The 17178-nt window shown below is 69.0% G+C and carries 18 protein-coding genes; 7 read left to right on the top strand and 11 right to left on the bottom strand.

The features are described from left to right. Window positions 1–2: 2 nt before the first annotated feature. The 6 genes from prmA to R1Z03_RS00655 all read right to left on the bottom strand — a co-directional run bounded on the left by prmA (window position 3) and on the right by R1Z03_RS00655 (window position 4282). On the bottom strand, window positions 3–905 hold the full coding sequence (prmA, locus tag R1Z03_RS00680; RefSeq protein ID WP_317356118.1) for a 50S ribosomal protein L11 methyltransferase: 903 nt from the start codon (window positions 903–905) through the stop codon (window positions 3–5). Window positions 906–984: 79 nt separating this feature from the next. After that, window positions 985–2334, bottom strand: coding sequence for an acetyl-CoA carboxylase biotin carboxylase subunit (accC, locus tag R1Z03_RS00675; RefSeq protein ID WP_284393093.1), 1350 nt, complete (start codon window positions 2332–2334; stop codon window positions 985–987). After that, a complete protein-coding gene (locus R1Z03_RS00670; protein WP_272567275.1) occupies window positions 2327–2503 on the bottom strand; it encodes a hypothetical protein in 177 nt (58 codons plus the stop codon). Before R1Z03_RS00670 ends, accC begins: the two co-directional genes overlap by 8 nt. 7 nt (window positions 2504–2510) lie before the next feature. Beyond that, on the bottom strand, window positions 2511–2960 hold the full coding sequence (gene accB / locus R1Z03_RS00665; RefSeq protein WP_272567273.1) for an acetyl-CoA carboxylase biotin carboxyl carrier protein: 450 nt from the start codon (window positions 2958–2960) through the stop codon (window positions 2511–2513). A 108-nt stretch (window positions 2961–3068) separates the two neighbouring features. Beyond that, window positions 3069–3653, bottom strand: coding sequence for a TlpA disulfide reductase family protein (locus R1Z03_RS00660; RefSeq protein WP_317356117.1), 585 nt, complete (start codon window positions 3651–3653; stop codon window positions 3069–3071). Between the two features lie 32 nt (window positions 3654–3685). Next, entirely contained in the window at window positions 3686–4282 is a 597-nt protein-coding gene (locus tag R1Z03_RS00655) for a hypothetical protein (protein ID WP_284429454.1), read from the bottom strand. Window positions 4283–4470: 188 nt separating this feature from the next. Between R1Z03_RS00655 and mpl the strand changes: the two genes are divergently transcribed. Continuing rightward, window positions 4471–5880 carry a UDP-N-acetylmuramate:L-alanyl-gamma-D-glutamyl-meso-diaminopimelate ligase gene (gene mpl, locus R1Z03_RS00650; RefSeq protein WP_317356116.1) on the top strand — a complete coding sequence of 470 codons (1410 nt, stop codon included), beginning with the start codon at window positions 4471–4473 and terminating at the stop codon, window positions 5878–5880. Between the two features lie 97 nt (window positions 5881–5977). Here mpl and R1Z03_RS00645 read toward each other — a convergent pair whose 3' ends face one another. The 4 genes from R1Z03_RS00645 to tldD all read right to left on the bottom strand — a co-directional run bounded on the left by R1Z03_RS00645 (window position 5978) and on the right by tldD (window position 9823). Next, window positions 5978–6289, bottom strand: coding sequence for a hypothetical protein (locus R1Z03_RS00645; protein ID WP_284393083.1), 312 nt, complete (start codon window positions 6287–6289; stop codon window positions 5978–5980). A gap of 107 nt (window positions 6290–6396) precedes the next feature. Further along, window positions 6397–7518, bottom strand: coding sequence for a 3-deoxy-7-phosphoheptulonate synthase (locus tag R1Z03_RS00640; protein WP_272567259.1), 1122 nt, complete (start codon window positions 7516–7518; stop codon window positions 6397–6399). A gap of 258 nt (window positions 7519–7776) precedes the next feature. Beyond that, window positions 7777–8322, bottom strand: coding sequence for a hypothetical protein (locus R1Z03_RS00635; RefSeq protein WP_284429457.1), 546 nt, complete (start codon window positions 8320–8322; stop codon window positions 7777–7779). A gap of 40 nt (window positions 8323–8362) precedes the next feature. Further along, on the bottom strand, window positions 8363–9823 hold the full coding sequence (gene tldD / locus R1Z03_RS00630) for a metalloprotease TldD (RefSeq protein ID WP_284405293.1): 1461 nt from the start codon (window positions 9821–9823) through the stop codon (window positions 8363–8365). A 160-nt stretch (window positions 9824–9983) separates the two neighbouring features. Here tldD and R1Z03_RS00625 point away from each other — a divergent pair, with 160 nt between their 5' ends. The 6 genes from R1Z03_RS00625 (at window position 9984) to R1Z03_RS00600 (ending at window position 15878) form a co-directional block, all read left to right on the top strand. Next, window positions 9984–10658, top strand: a complete 675-nt coding sequence (locus R1Z03_RS00625) for a GntR family transcriptional regulator (RefSeq protein ID WP_284429458.1) — start codon at window positions 9984–9986, stop codon at window positions 10656–10658. Window positions 10659–10683: 25 nt separating this feature from the next. Beyond that, window positions 10684–11364 carry a DUF2848 domain-containing protein gene (locus R1Z03_RS00620; RefSeq protein WP_284429459.1) on the top strand — a complete coding sequence of 227 codons (681 nt, stop codon included), beginning with the start codon at window positions 10684–10686 and terminating at the stop codon, window positions 11362–11364. Further along, entirely contained in the window at window positions 11361–12728 is a 1368-nt protein-coding gene (locus tag R1Z03_RS00615) for an amidase (RefSeq protein WP_317356115.1), read from the top strand. The genes R1Z03_RS00620 and R1Z03_RS00615 overlap by 4 nt, the downstream gene beginning before the upstream one ends. Before the next feature lie 26 nt (window positions 12729–12754). Continuing rightward, entirely contained in the window at window positions 12755–13687 is a 933-nt protein-coding gene (locus tag R1Z03_RS00610) for a LysR family transcriptional regulator (protein WP_317356114.1), read from the top strand. A gap of 128 nt (window positions 13688–13815) precedes the next feature. Then, entirely contained in the window at window positions 13816–14496 is a 681-nt protein-coding gene (locus R1Z03_RS00605) for a DUF4286 family protein (RefSeq protein WP_317356113.1), read from the top strand. Between the two features lie 71 nt (window positions 14497–14567). Next, window positions 14568–15878, top strand: a complete 1311-nt coding sequence (locus tag R1Z03_RS00600; protein WP_284405288.1) for an MFS transporter — start codon at window positions 14568–14570, stop codon at window positions 15876–15878. 42 nt (window positions 15879–15920) lie between these two features. Here R1Z03_RS00600 and rodA read toward each other — a convergent pair whose 3' ends face one another. Continuing rightward, window positions 15921–17084, bottom strand: coding sequence for a rod shape-determining protein RodA (gene rodA / locus R1Z03_RS00595; protein ID WP_272567244.1), 1164 nt, complete (start codon window positions 17082–17084; stop codon window positions 15921–15923). Between the last annotated feature and the right edge of the window lie 94 nt (window positions 17085–17178).

Genomic DNA, 17178 nt, shown 5'->3' with positions numbered 1-17178 from the left:
CGTCACCGCGCGGCCACCATCAGGATCCAGCCCTCCTGCGTGTCGGCCACCTCCAGGGGCAGCCACGGCGCATAGGCCTCTTTCAGCTCGTCGGCCTGGCGCTCCAGGATGCCGGCCAGCACCAGATGGCCGCCGGCCGCCACATGCGCGCACAGCAGCGGCGCCAGCACCTTGAGTGGCGTGGCGAGGATGTTGGCCAGCACCGTCTGGTAGATGCCGCTGGCCTGGTCGGGCAAGCCCGCCTTCAGCGCCACGCCGTTGGCCTCGGCGTTCAGCCGCGTGGACTCCACGGCCGCCGGATCGATGTCCACGGCATCGACATCCGTCGCACCGAACTTGGCGGCGCCGATGGCCAGGATGCCGGAGCCGCAGCCATAGTCGAGCACGCGGCCCAGCGGGTTGCCGCTGGCGCCGTGCGGAGCGCCGTTCGCCGCGATCCACCGCAGGCACATGCGCGTCGTGGGGTGCGTGCCGGTGCCGAATGCCAGTCCGGGATCGAGCCGGATGCTGCGCGTGGCCTGGGCCGGCAGCTCGTGCCAAGTGGGCACGATCCAGAAATCCGGCGTGATGTCCACCGGCGCGAACTGCGATTGCGTGAGGCGCACCCAGTCCTGCTCGGGCACGGTGGCCACGCCCAGCACGCGGCAGCCCTCGAAAAAATCCTGCACCTCCAGCAGGGCCCGCGCCTCCTGCGCTTCGGCTTCGTTCTGGAACAGCGCCACCACCCGGCTGCGCTGCCAGCCGTCCTTGGGCGGCGGCATGCCGGGCTCGCCGAACAGCGCCTGCTCGGCATCGGTCTGCGCGTCGGCATCCTCGACCGACACGCTCAGCGCCTGCAGCGCATCGAGCGCATCGCTCAGGGACTCGACCCGGTCTTCGGGGCACATCAGGCTCAGCTCAAACATGGGAGACCTCCGGGAGAAAACGAAAATGCTGGCACCCGTTGCCAGGTGCCAGCATGCAAAACCACCACGCGCAGCGATCTCAGCGCTTGTGCTGCGACAGCCACTCTTCCAGGTAATGGATGTTGGTGCCGCCCGCCACGAACTTGGCGTCCACCATCAGCTCGCGGTGCAGCGGCACGTTGGTGTTGATGCCCTCGATCACGGTTTCGGACAGCGCCGTGCGCATGCGGGCCAGCGCTTGCTCGCGCGTGTCGCCGTGCACGATGATCTTGCCGATCATCGAGTCGTAATTCGGCGGCACGTAATAGTTGGTGTAGGCGTGCGAATCCACGCGCACGCCCGGGCCGCCCGGCGCATGCCACATGGTGATGCGGCCTGGCGAGGGGATGAACTTGTACGGGTCCTCGGCGTTCACGCGGCATTCGATGGCGTGGCCGCGGATCTCGATCTGGCGCTGGGTGAAGGGCAGCTTCTCGCCGGCGGCGACCATGATCTGCGTCTTCACGATGTCCACGCCCGTGATCCATTCGGTCACCGGGTGCTCCACCTGCACGCGGGTGTTCATCTCGATGAAGTAGAACTCGCCGTTTTCATACAGGAACTCGAACGTGCCCGCACCGCGGTAGCCGATCTTCTTGCAGGCGGCCACGCAACGCTCGCCGATCTTCTCGATCAGCTTGCGCGGGATGCCGGGCGCCGGCGCCTCTTCGATCACCTTCTGGTGGCGGCGCTGCATGGAGCAGTCGCGCTCGCCCAGATAGACCGCATTGCGGTGCTTGTCCGCGAGGATCTGGATCTCGATGTGGCGCGGGTTCTGGAGGAACTTCTCCATGTACACGGCCGGATTGCCGAACGCCGCGCCGGCCTCGGCCTTGGTCATCTGCACCGCGTTGACGAGCGCCGCCTCGGTGTGCACCACGCGCATGCCGCGCCCGCCGCCGCCGCCCGCGGCCTTGATGATGACGGGATAGCCCACCGCCTTGGCGATGCGGCGGATCTGCACCGGGTCTTCCGGCAGCTCGCCTTCGGAGCCGGGCACGCAGGGCACGCCCGCGCGGATCATGGCCTGCTTGGCCGAGACCTTGTCGCCCATGGTGCGGATCGACTCGGGCGTGGGGCCGATGAACTGGAAGCCGCTCTTTTCCACCCGCTCGGCGAAGTCGGCGTTCTCGGACAGGAAGCCGTAGCCGGGGTGGATGGCCTCCGCATCGGTCACCTCGGCGGCCGAAATGATGGCGGGCATGTTGAGGTAGGACAGCGGCGAGGGCGCGGGGCCGATGCACACCGCCTCTTCGGCCAGCTTCACGTACTTGGCATCGCGATCCGCCTCGGAATACACCATGACGGCCTTGACGCCGAGTTCACGGCAGGCGCGCTGGATGCGCAATGCGATTTCGCCGCGATTGGCAACGAGGATTTTCTTAAACATAGGTTTCTTCGCGGCTCATCACCCATGCGCGGGCGCATGCGAGTGCGGTTGGCGTGGCCTTGCCCGGGGCAAGACGGCCGGCACCGGCGACGAGGATTTTCTGAAACATGGACGTTCCCTGGCGCCCGGCAACGAGGCCGGCGCGCCCGACAAGGACCGAGGAAGACATGCGCAATTTATTCGATCACGAACAGGGGCTGACCGTATTCCACCGCTTGGCCGTTCTCCCCCAGGATGCGGGTGACGGTGCCGGACTTGTCGGCCTCGATCTCGTTGAGGATCTTCATGGCTTCGATGATGCAGATCGTCTCGCCTTCCTTGACCTGGCTGCCCACCTCGACGAACGACTTGGCGCCCGGGCTGGAAGCGCGGTAGAACGTGCCCACCATGGGCGATTTCACGATGTGGCCGGTCGGGGCGGCCGGTGCAGGCAACTCGGCCACGGGGGCTGCAGCCGCCGCCGCGGGGGCCGGGGCCTGCTGGGCGGGTGCGGCCACATATTGCTGGACCACCGCACCGCCGCTCTTGACGATGCGGACCTTGCCTTCTGCCTCGGTGATCTCGAGTTCTGACACATTCGACTCGGACACGAGGTCGATCAAGGTCTTGAGTTTTCGCAAATCCATGGGAACTCCAACGCCAAAAACAAAATAGGGCGCGAATTTACCCTAAATTCGACCTATGGCCGGCATTTGGGCGCAAATTCATTGATCTTCGCGGTGGATTGCAGACCGCTATCCCAGGGAAGCCCATTGGGTGAGGTCTTCTGCGGTGACCTGGCCCATTTTACGGTGCAGGATGCTGCCATCTGCGCCCATTACCACGCTGAAAGGCAGGCCTCCGGTGAGATTGCCCAGCGAACGGCCCAGTTCGGTGCCCGAAAGCCCCGCCAGTCCCACCGGGAAATCCAGAGGCAGGCGCCCCAGGAACTGCCGTACGGACGAGGGCTGGTCGATCGCCAGGCCCACGACTTGCCAGCCTTTGGCAGCGTGTTCCCGGTAGAAGGCATTCAAAAGCGGCAGCTCGTCCACGCAGGGCGGGCACCACGTGGCCCAGAAGTTCACCAAGAGCGGCTTGCCGCGAAAACGAGCCATCGCCACGGGCGCGCCGCCCGAGGGCGCCTCGAACTGCTGCGCCCACAGGGCGGCTTCGGCGCCGGACAGCACCGCGTGCGGCTGGAACCGCCACCACGCCAGCCCTGCGCCGCCCAGCCCGGCGGCGGCGGCCACGCCGGCATACGCCATCAGCCTGCGACGCGAAGCCTGGGGCGCAGCATCGGACCCGGCCGCGGGGGCCGGGCGGGGGGCGGGTGGGGACATAGGGGTGCCCGTATCGGAGGGCGGTGACACATTCATTCGGGAGGGCTTTCCAACAGCTTGCGCACGGCGCGAATGTCTCCGCGCGGTGCCCGGCCCCGCGCATCGGGGCGCAATGCGCCGCGCAGGTCATCCAGGTCATAGATCAAAAGGTGCACGCCGATCATCTCGCCCAGCACCGGCGAATGGCTGGAGAGGCTCAACGCCTCGACCGACTCGCCATGGAAGCCGGTGACGGTGCGCGGCTCGTAGTCCACATGGTGGTCGATCAGCGCGATCTCGGCGGATTTGCAGTCGTCGCAGAACAACTGCAGATAAATGTCGGACAGCCGGGTCGCCGTGCCATGCCACACCGCTCCGCCCAGGTGCGGACGAAACGCCTGCATGCGCTCCATCCAGATCAGCGCCAGCTGCCGCAGCGCGAGCAATTCCTGGGGCTGGGTGTCGGCACAGAACAGGCCGATGTACTCACGCACGGCATCCTCGACCAGATCGTTGTCGGGCAGCGGTGTGCGGCTGGGCAGGCCCAGTTGGCGAACGGCCCGGCGTTTGGCCGGGCCCCATTCCAGGCCTTCTTCGACGACCATGCGGGCCGCGGCGTTGGCGATCTCGGTGGCGAGGGCGTTTGGCATGGCGGCGATCGGGTGGGGGGAAAGGTCCATTGTGGCCTCAATGCAAGAAGGCGGCCCGGGAAAACGCCCGCATCCGGCAGGGGCATGGTGCGCCCCATTGTGGACCTTGCTATTGAAAATGTAGCAATCGAGGCAAGAGGGATGTGCGCGGGCAGCCCTGCAGACCTGGAACCTTAGAATCTGCGCCCATGCATATTCACATTCTGGGCATCTGCGGCACGTTCATGGGGGGCCTGGCGGCACTGGCGCGCGAAGCGGGCCACAAGGTCACCGGCTGCGACGCCGGCGTGTACCCCCCGATGAGCGACCAGCTGCGCGCCTTGGGGATCGAACTGATCGAAGGCTATGGCGCGGACCAGATGGCGCTGGCGCCCGATGTGTTCGTGATCGGCAACGTGGTCAGCCGGGCGCGCCTGCCCGACGGCACGCCGAAATTCCCCCTGATGGAGGCCATCCTCGACGCCGGCGCCGCCTACACCAGCGGGCCCCAGTGGCTTGCCGAGCACGTGCTGCAGGGCCGGCACGTGCTGGCCGTGGCGGGCACCCACGGCAAGACGACCACTACGTCGATGCTGGCCTGGGTTCTGGAATGCGCGGGCCTGCAGCCCGGCTTCCTGGTGGGCGGCGTGCCGCTGGATTTCGGCGTGTCGGCCCGGCTGGGCGCCGCGCGCCGTCCGGTGGCCGGCCCGGGCGTGGCGGGCGATGCGCCCGTGTTCGTGATCGAGGCGGACGAATACGACACCGCGTTCTTCGACAAGCGCAGCAAGTTCGTGCACTACCGCCCCCGCACCGCGGTGCTGAACAACCTGGAATTCGACCACGCGGACATCTTCGACGACCTGCCGGCCATCGAGCGGCAGTTCCACCACCTGGTGCGCACCGTGCCGCCATCGGGCCGCGTGGTGGTCAACGGGCTGGAGGAAAGCCTGGCCCGCGTGCTGCATGCCGGCTGCTGGAGCGAGGTGGCAAGCTTCGGCGCGCTGGTGAGCGACTTCACGGCGCAAGGCGAGCCGCACGCCTTCGATGTGCTCCACCAGGGCCGGACCGTGGCCCGCGTGGAATGGGCGCTGACCGGGGTGCACAACCAGTTGAATGCGCTGGCCGCCATCGCCGCCGCCCACCACGTGGGCGTGGCGCCGGCAGAGGCCGGCCGTGCGCTGGCGCGGTTCCAGAACGTGAAGCGGCGCATGGAACTGCGCGGCACCGTGCGCGGCATTGCGGTGTACGACGACTTCGCCCACCACCCGACCGCCCTGCGCACCACGCTGGACGGGCTGCGCCGCAGCGTGGGCCCGGCGGCGCGCATCCTCGCGGCGTTCGAGCCGCGCAGCAACACCATGAAGCTGGGCACCATGAAATCGCAGCTGCCCTGGGCGCTGGAGCCGGCCGACCTGGCGTTCTGCCACACCGCCGGCCTGGACTGGGACGCGGCCCAGGTGCTCGCGCCGCTGGGCGACAAGGCCCGGACGGCGGCGGACATCGGCACGCTGATCGGACAGATCACCCAGGCGGCCCGGCCGGGCGATCACATCGTGTGCATGAGCAATGGCAGCTTCGGCGGCATCCATGGCAAGCTCATCGATTCGCTATCGAAATAATAGCTATATGCCCTAGAAGAATATGCGCTGGAGGCCAATTCAGCTGATGGCGCAGCGAGGGCGGCCCTGAGCAGCCCTGCCGCTCACCGTTTCCTCTTCAATACGTCACGGCCATGGCCGGGACATCCACCCGCACGATCGGTCGGGCCAGTGCGGCGCTGGCGGCTTCTGCGAACTGCCGGCCCCATTGCGCGTCGGCCAGCAGCGGGGCCCCGGCAGCCTGTGCCACCGTGAGCACCTTGTCGGCCAGCAGCACCTTGCCGCTGGCCCGCAGGGGCTCGCACTCCAGGCTGATGAACGCCTCGTCCAGCCAGCGGCGGGCGTCTTCATTGCTCAAAGGCTGCGAGCCTTCCAGGTCGAAACGGAATTCCTGGCCCGGCGCCAGGGTGATCGAGACTTCTCTGCGCATGGATTGTTTTCCTGGTTGAGGTGGGGCCAAGGGCGGCCACGCAAGCCGATGCCCGCGGCGGGGCCATCGAGCTTACATCGCACGCCGCTGCCCCGGCCCCTGGTTTTTCAGCGGGCGCGGCGGGCGGCCACGGCTGCCGACAGGTCGGCCAGCGCCGACAGCGAATCGTCCCAGCCCAGGCAGGCGTCGGTGATGCTCTTGCCGTACTCCAGGGCGCCCGGCTGGTCCTTGCCCGGCGTGAATTTCTGGGCACCGGCGGTCAGGTGGCTCTCGATCATCACGCCGAACACGCAGCGCGAGCCGCCCGCGATCTGCGCGCCGATCTCGCGCGCCACGTCGCGCTGCTTTTCGTGCTGCTTGCTGCTGTTGGCATGGCTGCAATCCACCATCAGCGTGGCGGGCAGCTTGGCGGCCTCCAGGTCCTGGCAGGCCGCTGCGACGCTGGCCGCGTCGTAGTTGGGCGCTTTGCCGCCGCGCAGGATCACGTGGCAGTCGGGATTGCCCTGCGTGTTGACGATGGCCACCTGCCCGTTCTTGTGCACCGACAGGAAGTGGTGGCCGCGGCTGGCGGACTGGATCGCGTCGGTGGCGATGCGGATGTTGCCGTCCGTGCCGTTCTTGAAGCCGATGGGCGCCGACAGGCCCGAGGCCAGTTCGCGGTGCACCTGGCTTTCGGTGGTGCGCGCGCCGATGGCGCCCCAGCTGATGAGGTCGCCGATGTACTGGGGCGAGATCACGTCCAGGAACTCGCTGCCGGCCGGCACGCCCATGCGGTTGATGTCGATGAGCAGCTGGCGCGCGATGCGCAGGCCTTCGTCGATGCGGTAGCTCTCGTCCAGGTACGGATCGTTGATCAGCCCCTTCCAGCCCACCGTGGTGCGGGGCTTCTCGAAGTACACACGCATCACGATCTCCAGCGTGTCGGCGTACTGCTCGCGCACCGCCTTCAGGCGCCGCGCGTATTCCAGCGCGGCGGCCGGGTCGTGGATGGAGCAGGGGCCGATCACCACCAGCAGCCGGTCGTCCCGGCCCGCCATGATGTCCTGGATGCCGCGCCGCGTGCGCGTGATCAGGGATTCCACCGCCGTTCCCCGGATGGGGAAGAAGCGGATCAGATGTTCTGGAGGGGGCAACACGGTGATGTCCTTGATACGTTCGTCGTCGGTCTGGCTGGTCTTCTCGACGTCGCGGTACCAGGCATCGCTGGTGGGGTTGGCAGTGGCCGTCATGGTTGCGTCCTCGTGGGTTGAATCGGAAAAAAAGGGGGAGCGGAAAAACAAAAAACCGCCGGGCTTTTCAGCTTCGGCGGTTTCTAGAGGAGGGGTGCTCGGGTGGTTGCGCGCTGACCTCTCATCCGCCTGGGACAGAGAAGTAAAACCAAAAATAAAACGCGCTACGCACTTGCATCGGTGGCAATGTAACACCGATTTTTGCGCCGCAACATCCCCGGCGCGTTGCAGCGCTGCCACAAGCGGGGTGCCGCGCTTTCATCGCCCGCGCCCAGCCCACCAGCGGCGCAGGCGCGCCAGCATCGGGCGCCGCCGGGCCGCGGCGGGCTCTGGAGAAGGCTCGCTGAGCATCGCCCCGCCCTGCTCGTACATGTCGATGACCAGCATTGCCTCGCCCAGGGTGCGCCAGGCCAGGCGCTCGAACGCATCGAAGCAGGCCGGCTCGCTGCGGCTTTGGCGGGTCAGTGCCTGGTGCCAGATCTCGATGGCATCGCGCAGGTCTTTCAGTGCCTGCTGGTAGGCCCCCAGCTCGTAGAGCGCATGCCAGGCGGAGCCCAGCCCGGTGAGAAAGAACTGGTGCTCGCGCGCGGCGCGCTTCAGGTGCTCCAGGCTCCAGAAGATGGCGGAGGGATCGGCGCAAGCGCGGCGCAGGTGCGCGGCATCTTCGATGAGCGCGGACAGCGACGTCAGCGCATCGCGGAACTGGCGGGACTCCTCGTCGGCCACGCCTTCGCGCAGCAGCCGGCTCACATCGCCGAACGACTGTGCGGTGTTCAGCAACTGGCTGGACGACGGGTCAGGCATGGTGGGTGCACGCCTGGAAGGTCCGTCGCCGCCCGGGGCCTTATGCGGTGCCGCCGACCGTCAGGCCATCGATGCGCAGCGTGGGCTGCCCCACGCCGACCGGCACGCTCTGGCCTTCCTTGCCGCAGGTGCCCACGCCGCTGTCGAGCGCCATGTCGTTGCCGATGAGGGTCACCTTCTTGAGGGATTCCGGACCGCTGCCGACGATGGTCGCGCCTTTGACCGGGTACAGGATCTTGCCATTCTCGACCCAATACGCCTCGCTGGCCGAGAACACGAACTTGCCGCTGGTGATGTCCACCTGGCCGCCGCCGAAGTTGGTGGCGTAGAGGCCGCGCTTCATGCTCGCGACGATCTCCGCCGGGTCCTTGTCGCCGCCCAGCATGTAGGTGTTGGTCATGCGCGGCATGGGAATGTGCGCGTAGCTCTCGCGCCGCCCGTTGCCGGTGGGTGCCACGCCCGACAGGCGCGCGTTCATCGAATCCTGGATGTAGCCCTTGAGGATGCCATCCTCGATGAGCACGTTGCGCTGGCTGGCGTGGCCTTCGTCATCCACGTTGAGCGAGCCGCGGCGGTCGGCCAGGGTGCCGTCGTCCAGCACCGTCACGCCCTTGGCCGCCACGCGCTGGCCGATGCGGCCGCTGAAGGCGCTCGAGCCCTTGCGGTTGAAATCACCCTCCAGCCCGTGGCCCACGGCCTCGTGCAGCAGCACGCCAGGCCACCCGGGGCCGAGCACCACGGTCATCTCGCCCGCGGGCGCAGGGCGCGACTCCAGATTGACGAGGGCGGCGTTCACGGCCTCATCGACGTACCGGGTGATCTGCGCATCGTCGAAATAGGCCAGACCGAAGCGCCCACCCCCGCCGGCCGAACCCACCTCGCGGCGGCCGGCCTGCTCGGCGATCACGGTGACCGACAGGCGCACCAGCGGGCGCACGTCGGCGGCCAGCGTGCCGTCGGAGCGCGCCACCAGGACCACGTCGTATTCGCTGGCCAGGCCCGCCATCACCTGGGCCACGCGCGGGTCCTTGGCGCGGGCCTGCTGCTCCACCTTTTCCAGCAGCGCCACCTTGGCCGTGCTGTCCAGCGAAGCGATGGGATCGGTGCCGGGATAGAGCGAGCGGCTGGCGGAGATCTTCTTGAGCGAGATCTTCGCCCGCTTTTCCTGCGAGGCCGCCGAAATCGCCCGGACGGTGCGGGCGGCATCGAGCAGGGAGGCCTCGGAGATGTCGTCGGAATAGGCGAAAGCCGTCTTCTCGCCGCTCACGGCCCGGACCCCGACGCCCTGGTCGATGCTGAACGAACCGGTCTTGACGATGCCTTCTTCCAGGCTCCAGCCCTCGCTGCGCGTGTATTGGAAATACAGGTCGGCATCGTCCACCTGATGGGCCCGGATGTCGGCGAGCGCGCGCGCCAGATGGGTTTCGTCGAGGCCGAAAGGCTCCAGGAGCAGGCGGCGGGCGACGGACAGGCGTTCGATGGTGGGTTCGCGGGAGATCATGGGCGGATTCTAGAAGCCTTGGTGCCCGCCGGCATGGCGCTTTGCGAGCATCCCACCCGGCGGCGCGGCCATGCCGGCGCGAATCGGCCATGGCCAGGCAGACTCTGTGATATTTCACTGATATATCATTGCGTTTCACCGACCTCGCCCACCCGCCCCGATGCCCGTTCTGCCCCAGCCCTCCCTTCCTGCCGCACCCGGCGGCGGCGCCCAGTTGCGCGAGCAGGCCTACGCCGACATCAAGCGCCGCATCATTGCCTGCGAGCTGGCACCCGGCGCGCAGATCAACGAAGGCGCGCTGGGCACGCTGCTCGGCCTGGGCCGCACGCCCATCCACCAGGCGCTGCACCGGCTGGAGATGGAAGGACTCGTGACCATCCTGCCGCGCAAGGGCATCGTGGTGGCGCCGCTGTCGCTGGACGAGGTGCTGGACATGATCGAGGTGCGCGCCTGCAACGAGACCCTGTGCGTGCGCCTGGCGGCCGAGCGGGTCCGGCCCGCTGAACTGGCCGCCATGCGCCACCTGCTGGGCGAGGCTCCGGCACTCCTGGCCGCACATGACGTGCCTGCGCTGATGGCGCTGGACCTGCGCTTTCACAGCGCGATCTCGGCCGCCGCCCGCAACACCGTCCTGGCCGACCTGCTGCGCCGGCTGCACGAACAGCAGGCGCGCTTTTGGTTCCTGACGCTCTCGGAGGCCGGGCACAGCGTGCGCATCCACGACGAGCACCAGGACATCCTGGCCGCGCTCGAGCGCCACGACCCCGATGCCGCCGCCGCCGCGATGCAGCGCCACATCGACGATTTCCGCCGCGCGATCACCCGCGCACTTTGATCCCCCGCCCTTTTCGCCTCCCACCATGCCCCAGCACACCTTCGATCTCGCCGGCCACGGGCCGGTCACCCTGGACATCCGCCACCTCGTCATCGCCGGCTGGGCCGGCCGCGACCGCGCGGCGGTGGACCACCACATCGCCGAACTGGCCGCGATCGGCGTCAAGCCGCCCTCCACGGTGCCCACCTTCTACCGCGTGGCCAGCCAGCTGCTCGACACGGGCAGCGCGGTGCAGGTTCCGGGCCATGACTCCAGCGGCGAGGTGGAATGCGTGCTGCTGGCCAGCGAGGCGCACGGCGTGCTCGTGGGCATCGGCTCGGACCACACGGACCGCACCGTCGAGGCCTACGACGTCACGGTGTCCAAGCAGATGTGCGCCAAGCCCGTGGGCCGCACCCTCTGGAAACTGTCGGAGGTGCAGGGCCACTGGGACCAGCTGGTCACCCGCTGCTGGCGCACCCGCGACGGCGTGCGCGCGCTGTACCAGGAAGGCGCCCTGGCCCGCCTGCTGCCCCCCGCCGAGCTGATGCAAAAATGGAATGCGGCAGGCGGCCTGTCGGCCCACACGGCCATGTTCTGCGGTACCCATGCGGTGATCGGCGAACTCGGCTGGGGCGAGGCCTTCGAGCTGGAATTGCACGACCCCGTTCTGAACCGCAGCCTGCACCACCACTACGCCACCCAAGCCCTGGAGATCGCCCGATGAATGCCCTCGCCACCACCCGCCACCCCACCGTCCGCGAACAGGCCGAGGCCCTGGCCCGGGGCGACACCACCAGCGTGGCGCTGGTCGAGGCGGCGCTCGCGCGCATCGCCACGCACCGCGCGGCGGGCGGGCACGCCTATGTGGGCGAGGTCGATGCCGAAGCCGCGCTGCAGGCGGCCCGCGCCAGCGACGCCGCCCGCGCGGGCGGGCACGTGCCCTCGCCGCTGGCGGGCCTGCCCGTTTCCATCAAAGACCTGTTCGACGTGCAGGGCCAGGTGACCCGTGCCGGATCGGCCGTGATGGCCGGGGCGCCCGCCCCGTCCGACGCCGTCGCGGTGGCCCGACTGCGCGCCGCGGGTGCAGTGCTGCTCGGTCGCACCAACCTGAGCGAGTTCGCCTTCTCGGGCCTGGGGCTCAACCCCCACTACGGCACGCCGGCCAACCCGCACGACCCGAGCCGCATCACCGGGGGCTCCACCTCCGGCGGCGCCGCCACCGTGGCGCTCGACCTGGCCACCGTGGCGCTGGGCACCGACACGGGCGGCTCGATCCGCATTCCGTCCGCGTTCTGCGGGCTCGCGGGCTTCAAGCCCACCGCCCGCCGGGTGCCGCTGGCCGGGGCCTATCCGCTGTCGCGCAGCCTGGACTCGGCCGGCCCGCTGGCCCGCAGCGTGGACTGCTGCGCCGTCGTCGATGCCATCCTGAGCGGCGAGGCGCTGGACACCCGCGCCGCGCCGCTGGCCGGTCTGCGCCTGGGGGTGACGGACGACTTCGTCATGGACGGCGTCGAGCCCGAGGTGGCGGCCGCCTTCGACGGCGCGCTCCAGCGCCTGTCCGCCGCCGGCGCACGCATCGTGCGCTTCAACTTCACCGAACTGCACCAGCTGCCCTCGCTCAACGCCGCGGGCGGGCTGATCGCCGCCGAGGCCTGGCAGGTGCACCGCGCGCGGCTGGAAGACCCGGCTCAAGAGGCGCAGTACGACCACCGCGTCGCCCAGCGCACCCGCCGCGGCGCCGCGATTTCCGCGGCCGACTACATCGACCTGCAGGACGCGCGGGTGCGCCTGCAAGCCACAGCCCGGGAGCGCCTGCGCGACCTCGACGCCTGGCTGATGCCCACCGTGGCCGTGCGCGCGCCGCGCCTGGCGGACCTCACCGGCGACGATGCCCGGTTCTTCGCCACGAACGGGCTGGTGCTGCGCAACACGACGGTGCTCAATTTCCTGGATGGCTGCGCGCTCTCCCTTCCTTGCCAGGCGCCGGGCGAACTGCCCGTGGGCCTGTCCGTGGGCGGCGTGCACGGCGCCGATGCGCGCGTGCTGCAGGTGGGCCGCGCCATCGAAGCCTGCCTGCGCGCGGGCTGAAACGCTTGCGGCCAGGGCCCTGCGCGATGAACACCCGCTTCGTCGAAGCCTTTCTCTGGATCGCGCGGCTCGGGAGCTTCCGCGCCGCGGCCGAGCGGCTGCACGTGACGCAGGCGGCCATCTCCAACCGCATCGCCTCGCTGGAGGAAGAGATCGGCGCCCGCGTGTTCGAGCGCGACCCGCGCGACCTGCGGCTCACGCCCGTGGGCCTGCGGCTGCTGGACTATGGCGAGCGCATGCTGGAACTGCAGCGCGAGATGATCGCGCTCGGGCACCCGCAGCAGGAGCTTCTGGGCCTGGTGCGCATCGGCGCGATCGAGAGCGTGGTGCACACCTGGCTGGTGGACTTCCTGGGCACGCTGCAGCGCCTGCACCCGGGCATCGAAGTGCAACTGACCTCGGAAACCACCCTCGCCCTGCACGAGCGCCTGCAGATCGGGGCGATCGACATCGCGCTGCAGACCGACCCCATGGCCAGCGCCGAGATCGTCAACATGGCCTGCCCGCCGATGGCCATGGGCTGGGTGGGCGCCGGCGCCTCCGCGCCCCAGCCCGAAGAAGGCCGCATCGCCCACCTGCTGCTGCAGCCGGTGCTGACCATGAGCCCGGGATCGCAGCCCCACCAGGCGCTCAAGCAGCTGTACCGGCAGGCCAGCATGCCCGTGGGCAAGGTGCATTGCGTGAGTTCGATGGCGGCGATCGTGCGGCTGGTGCAGTCGGGGTTCGGCAACGCGCTGATCCCGCTGCCACCCGTGCGCGAGGAGATCGAGCGCGGCGACCTGCGCGTGATCGCGTGCGACACGCCCCTGCCGCCACAGCGCATCGTGGTGAGCCATCTGGACGCCAGCGGCTCGGCCGCCATCCGCCGCGCGGCCGAGCTGGCGTGCAGCGAATCCGAGCGCTTCGCTGCCTCGCTGTCCGCACCATTCCGGACGCAGGGCACAGAGGGTGAACCCTGATTTGGTGCAGAAAAAGCATCCGACCCGACAAGTAATTCTGATGGCCGCAGGGCAAAAAAACCCGTTTGTGGCACGCCGATGCGCGGCCGATGATTCCCTGGTCTTTTTGCAAGGAATCGCAAGTGCCCATGGCTTCCCAGAACCTTCCCTCCGCCGCCCCCGGCACCGTGCACGGCATGCTCTTCGTGGCCGCCGATGTCGATGCCGCCGACGAGGCGGACTTCAACCAGTGGTATGACCGCGAGCATGTCGAAGAGCGCGTGCGCATCGACGGTTTTCTCTCCGGTGCCCGCTACGTGTCACGGCAGGGTGGCCGAAAGTACCTGGGCCTGTACCGCACGCAGTCGCTCGCGGCCTTCACGTACGATGCGTACCGCGCCGCGTTCGGCCGGCAGACGCCCTGGTCGGTCACCAACCTGGGCCGCATGCGGGACCCGATGCGCCGCGTGTGCGCGGTGGAGGCCGTCACCGGGTTCGGCTCCGGCAGCCACCTGAGCGTGCTGGCCCTGCCGCCGGCCGATGACCGCGCCGCACTGGTGGCGCGCGCCGTGCAGGCCGGCACCCAGCTCGCGCAGGTGCCCGGCTTCGTGCAGTCGTACCTGCTGGTGCCGGACCCGGTGCTGAGCACGCCCCTGCCCACGGAGCGCACCGAGGGCCGCGTGCTGCAGCCGCTCATGGTGGTGGAAACCGGCCATGCCGACGCGCACCGCGAGGCCCTGGCGCGCGCTGGTGCGCTGCTGCAAGCCGATGCCGTGGCGGCGGCCCAGTACGCGCTGGGCTGGAAGCTCACGCGGGCCGACCTGGGCTGATCCGATCCTCCATTTCCCCGGCCCCTGCGCCCCCGATTTTTCCTTCATCGCCTTTCACCGGAGATCATCCCATGCGTGCAGTTCCCCAGGGCGTCGCCCACGCTCCCCCCGCCTCCCCCAAGATGGGCCGACTTGCCATGGCCAGCTCGGTCGGCACCACGCTCGAGTGGTACGACTTCACGGTCTACAACATCATGGCGGCGCTGGTCTTCAACGCCATCTTCTTTCCGTCCTTCGACCCGCTCACCGGCACCATCCTCGCGTTCTCCACCTATGCCGTGGGCTACATCTCCCGGCCGCTGGGCGGCATGGTGTTCGGCCACCTGGGCGACCGGCTGGGCCGGCGCTTCGTGCTGGTGGCCACGCTGGTGATCATGGGCGTCTCGACCGGGCTGATGGGGCTGCTGCCCACGTACGGCACCTGGGGCATCTGGGCGCCCATCGCCCTGGTGGCGCTGCGCTTCGTGCAGGGCGTGGCGCTCGGCGGAGAATGGGCCGGCGCGGTGCTGCTGTCGATGGAGCACGGCAAGCCCACCGAGCGCGGGCGCAACGCCTCGTTCACGCAGGTCGGCCCGTCGTGCGGCACGCTGATCGGCACCGGCTTCATCGCCCTGGTCTCGGCCTGGCTGAGCCCCGAAGACTTCCAGGCCTGGGGCTGGCGCATTCCCTTCGTCTCCAGCGTGGCGCTGGTGCTGTTCGGCCTGTGGCTGCGCCGGGGCGTCGACGAGACGCCGGTGTTCCGCGAAATGGAGGCCCACCAGGCCACGGCCAAGACGCCCATCAAGGAGGTGTTCTCGCAGCACTGGCGGCGCCTGCTGGTGGCCGGCGGCTCGCGCATCGGCTCGGACGTGCTGTACGCGCTGGTCGTGGTGTTCACCCTGACCTACGTGACCACGGTGCTGCACCTGTCGCGCCCGCTGGCGCTCACCGCCACCATGATCGGCGCGGCGTGCAACGCCCTCGCGGTGCCATGGTTCGGCGCGCTGTCGGACCGCATCGGCCGGCGCCCGGTGTACATCGCCGGCGCGCTGCTGGGCATTGCCTGGGCCTTCGTGTTCTTCGTGCTGATGGACCGGGCGCAGCCGCTCGCCATCTGCGCGGCGGTGGTCGGCGGCCTGCTGATCCACGCCATGATGTACGGCCCGCAGGCCGCCTTCGTGACCGAGCAGTTTCCCAACCGGGTGCGCTATGCCGGCGCCTCGCTGGCCTACACGCTGGCGGGCATCCTGGGGGGCGGCTTCGCGCCGCTCATCATCGCCTCGCTGTTCAAGTCGTACGGCTCCACCGTGGCGGTGTCGCTCTACGTGACGGCCGCGCTGGGCCTCACGCTGGTGGCCCTGCTGGTCGCCCGCGAGACCGCGCACGAGCCGCTGCAGGCCTGAGCCGCCCGGCCCCTCCCGAAGCCGGCCGCCTGGCCGGCTTTTTCATGTGCGCTCGTTCAGCGGAATGCGCTGCGCCCGCGCGATGGACATCAGCACGCCCAGCGCCAGCCCCAGCGTGACCATGGCCGTGCCGCCGTAGCTCACGAAGGGCAGCGGCACGCCCACCACGGGCAGGATGCCGCTCACCATGCCCATGTTCACGAAAGCGTAGGTGAAGAAGATCATCGACACCGCCCCTGCCATCAGGCGCGAGAACAGTGTGGTGGCCCCGACCGCGATGGCCAGGCCCCGCCACACCAGCATCAGAAAGCACACGATCAGGAACAGGTTGCCGGCCAGCCCGAACTCCTCGGAGAACGCGGCGAAGATGAAGTCGGTCGTGCGCTCGGGAATGAACTCCAGGTGCGTCTGCGTCCCAGCCATGAAACCCTTGCCCCAGAAGCCCCCCGAGCCGATGGCGATCATGCCCTGGATGATGTGAAAGCCCTTGCCCAGCGGATCGCGCGTGGGGTCCAGCAGGGTGCAGATGCGCTGCTGCTGGTAGTCGTGCAGCACGGGCCAGCGCACCCCGTCGGCGCACAGCTGGGGCTCGAACCACACGATGAGGGCGATGCCGATGCCCCCGATCAGCACGGGCGGCAGCACCAGCTTCCAGGGCAGGCCGGCGAAGAAGATCACCGACAGCCCGGCCGCCAGCACCAGCAGCGAGGTGCCCAGGTCGGGCTGCTTCATGATGAGCCCCACAGGCACCGCCAGCAGCGCGCCGGCCACCACGAAGTCCAGCGGCCGCAACTGGCCCTCGCGCCGCTGGAACCACCAGGCCAGCATGAGCGGCATGGCGATCTTGAGCAGTTCGCTGGGCTGGATGACCAGCCCCAGGTTGATCCAGCGCTGCGCGCCCTTCTTGGTGATGCCGAACAGCGCCACCGCCACCAGCAGCGCCACCCCCACCGTGTACAGCGGCACGGCCATCGCCATCAGCCGCTGGGGCGGCACCTGCGCCACCACGAACAGGATGCCGGCGGCCAGCAGCATGTTGCGGCCATGGTCGTAAAAGCGCGTGCCGTGGTCGTAGCCCGAGGAATACATGGCCACCAGCCCGGTCGATGCCAGCATCAACAGCACCAGGATGAGCAGCCAGTCGAAGCCACGGAACAAGGGCAGGACGCGCTGCAGCAGGGAGGGTTTGTCGAAGACGGCGGACATGGGGCGCGATTATCCGGCCGGCCGAAGGCGCCGCCGTCCCGGCACAATCGAAGGCCCCCGGCACTGCCGCACCATTGCCTGCATCGCTCCACGC

The organism is Acidovorax sp. BLS4, from assembly GCF_032929295.1.
Lineage (GTDB): Bacteria > Pseudomonadota > Gammaproteobacteria > Burkholderiales > Burkholderiaceae_C > Paracidovorax.
The sequence above is the reverse complement of the archived record's forward strand: the minus strand, read 5'-3'. Positions and strand labels throughout refer to the sequence as shown.

Bases quoted from the DNA above. Each gene is read 5' to 3' on its own strand.
- accC (WP_284393093.1), bottom strand. From the start codon at position 2,334: ATGTTTAAGAAAATCCTCGTTGCCAATCGCGGCGAAATCGCATTGCGC.
- R1Z03_RS00635 (WP_284429457.1), bottom strand. From the start codon at position 8,322: ATGCCTGACCCGTCGTCCAGCCAGTTGCTGAACACCGCACAGTCGTTC.
- R1Z03_RS00620 (WP_284429459.1), top strand. From the start codon at position 10,684: ATGCCCCAGCACACCTTCGATCTCGCCGGCCACGGGCCGGTCACCCTG.
- R1Z03_RS00640 (WP_272567259.1), bottom strand. From the start codon at position 7,518: ATGACGGCCACTGCCAACCCCACCAGCGATGCCTGGTACCGCGACGTC.
- R1Z03_RS00610 (WP_317356114.1), top strand. From the start codon at position 12,755: ATGAACACCCGCTTCGTCGAAGCCTTTCTCTGGATCGCGCGGCTCGGG.
- rodA (WP_272567244.1), bottom strand. From the start codon at position 17,084: ATGTCCGCCGTCTTCGACAAACCCTCCCTGCTGCAGCGCGTCCTGCCC.
- R1Z03_RS00670 (WP_272567275.1), bottom strand. From the start codon at position 2,503: ATGTCTTCCTCGGTCCTTGTCGGGCGCGCCGGCCTCGTTGCCGGGCGC.
- R1Z03_RS00655 (WP_284429454.1), bottom strand. From the start codon at position 4,282: ATGCCAAACGCCCTCGCCACCGAGATCGCCAACGCCGCGGCCCGCATG.
- tldD (WP_284405293.1), bottom strand. From the start codon at position 9,823: ATGATCTCCCGCGAACCCACCATCGAACGCCTGTCCGTCGCCCGCCGC.
- R1Z03_RS00660 (WP_317356117.1), bottom strand. From the start codon at position 3,653: ATGTCCCCACCCGCCCCCCGCCCGGCCCCCGCGGCCGGGTCCGATGCT.
- mpl (WP_317356116.1), top strand. From the start codon at position 4,471: ATGCATATTCACATTCTGGGCATCTGCGGCACGTTCATGGGGGGCCTG.
- accB (WP_272567273.1), bottom strand. From the start codon at position 2,960: ATGGATTTGCGAAAACTCAAGACCTTGATCGACCTCGTGTCCGAGTCG.
- R1Z03_RS00605 (WP_317356113.1), top strand. From the start codon at position 13,816: ATGGCTTCCCAGAACCTTCCCTCCGCCGCCCCCGGCACCGTGCACGGC.
- R1Z03_RS00615 (WP_317356115.1), top strand. From the start codon at position 11,361: ATGAATGCCCTCGCCACCACCCGCCACCCCACCGTCCGCGAACAGGCC.
- R1Z03_RS00600 (WP_284405288.1), top strand. From the start codon at position 14,568: ATGCGTGCAGTTCCCCAGGGCGTCGCCCACGCTCCCCCCGCCTCCCCC.
- R1Z03_RS00625 (WP_284429458.1), top strand. From the start codon at position 9,984: ATGCCCGTTCTGCCCCAGCCCTCCCTTCCTGCCGCACCCGGCGGCGGC.
- prmA (WP_317356118.1), bottom strand. From the start codon at position 905: ATGTTTGAGCTGAGCCTGATGTGCCCCGAAGACCGGGTCGAGTCCCTG.
- R1Z03_RS00645 (WP_284393083.1), bottom strand. From the start codon at position 6,289: ATGCGCAGAGAAGTCTCGATCACCCTGGCGCCGGGCCAGGAATTCCGT.